The sequence below is a fragment of the Paenibacillus sp. cl123 genome, assembly GCF_900101595.1.
Lineage (GTDB): Bacteria > Bacillota > Bacilli > Paenibacillales > NBRC-103111 > Paenibacillus_G.
On the sequence record NZ_FMYY01000054.1, the window covers coordinates 1 to 1,136 of the forward strand.

1 protein-coding gene is annotated in these 1,136 nt (G+C 44.4%); it reads left to right on the top strand.

Annotated features, from left to right (window positions below):
• Positions 1-94: 94 nt before the first annotated feature.
• A complete protein-coding gene (locus BLR08_RS30490; protein WP_083537600.1) occupies positions 95-655 on the top strand; it encodes a histidine phosphatase family protein in 561 nt (186 codons plus the stop codon).
• Positions 656-1,136 lie beyond the last annotated feature (481 nt).

The following is a 1,136-nucleotide window of genomic DNA, read 5'->3' on the forward strand; positions in this document are numbered from 1 at the left end:
GCATCGCATTCACGGATCGCTGGGATATATGACGCCTATTCAGTATCGCCAAGCAGCCCTTAAAAAAGTTGTCTGATTTAATGTTGACAATCCAATCGTTAATGATTACGGGCTAACGGAAATGGGAGTGACGCAAGCTAGGAAACTGAGGGATCGGCTAGCTAGTTCAGGGGAGATCCAGGCGGATGTCTGGATAGCAAGCTCATTTCTTAGGGCGAAGCAGACCGCTGAGATAATTGTTGAAGGGTTAGATGCGTCTGTTGCCCTGGAGGATGATTTTCAAGAGATGCGTCCTGGTCAAGCGCTCGGTATGAACAAAGAGAAATTGAACGAGCTGCTGGCCCTGCATAACCCTAAACAGAACCCGTTTTCCATAATAGCACCGGGAGCCGAGAATTGGCCTCAATTTGTTTTGCGGGTAGGGATGGCCCTGGATCGAATTTTCCGAGAATACGAGGGAAAGACCATTGCAATCGTATGTCACGGTGGTGTGATCGATTGCTGTTTCCAGTTTTTTTTCGGATTAAACGCCTTTGAAATGCCGAAAGTTGGATTTCAAACTAACCATACATCCATTACGCACTGGTCGCAGCACGAAGACAAGACTTGGTCACTTATAAAGTATAATGATGCCCGGCATTTAGAAGGGTATTGAATGGCAACAGCTTCAACTTAAGTTTCTTCCCGATTATGTTGAATTTTTGTTGGAGGTAAATGGTGGAGAAGGTAACGAGGAATATGCTGTCCGTGATTTTGCGCCCGGCTTAGTAATAATCGGTTCTGACGGTGGCGGAACTGCCTATGGATATGCTTATCGAAACGACAGACCTAAGTTGGTTGAGGTTGATTTTATAAGTATGGATTTGGATTCCACATGGTTGAATCGGATGAATACATTATGATTTACCATGGTATATGAGCTAATGCTGGCCGGCATTTTCGAACGATGCTGCGCTAACGGGGGACGTTTGTTTAATCCTACACATCAAGAAGCTGCCGTGACAACGAACGGCAGCTTTATTACAGGTGTTTTTCTCGAATAGGCTCCGATCAGGAGCTTTTTTTAACATATAAGAATTTATAAGTTTTGGGGTGAGCGAAGCTTACCCCTTATTTAAATTTCTGTTAAGGTAAAG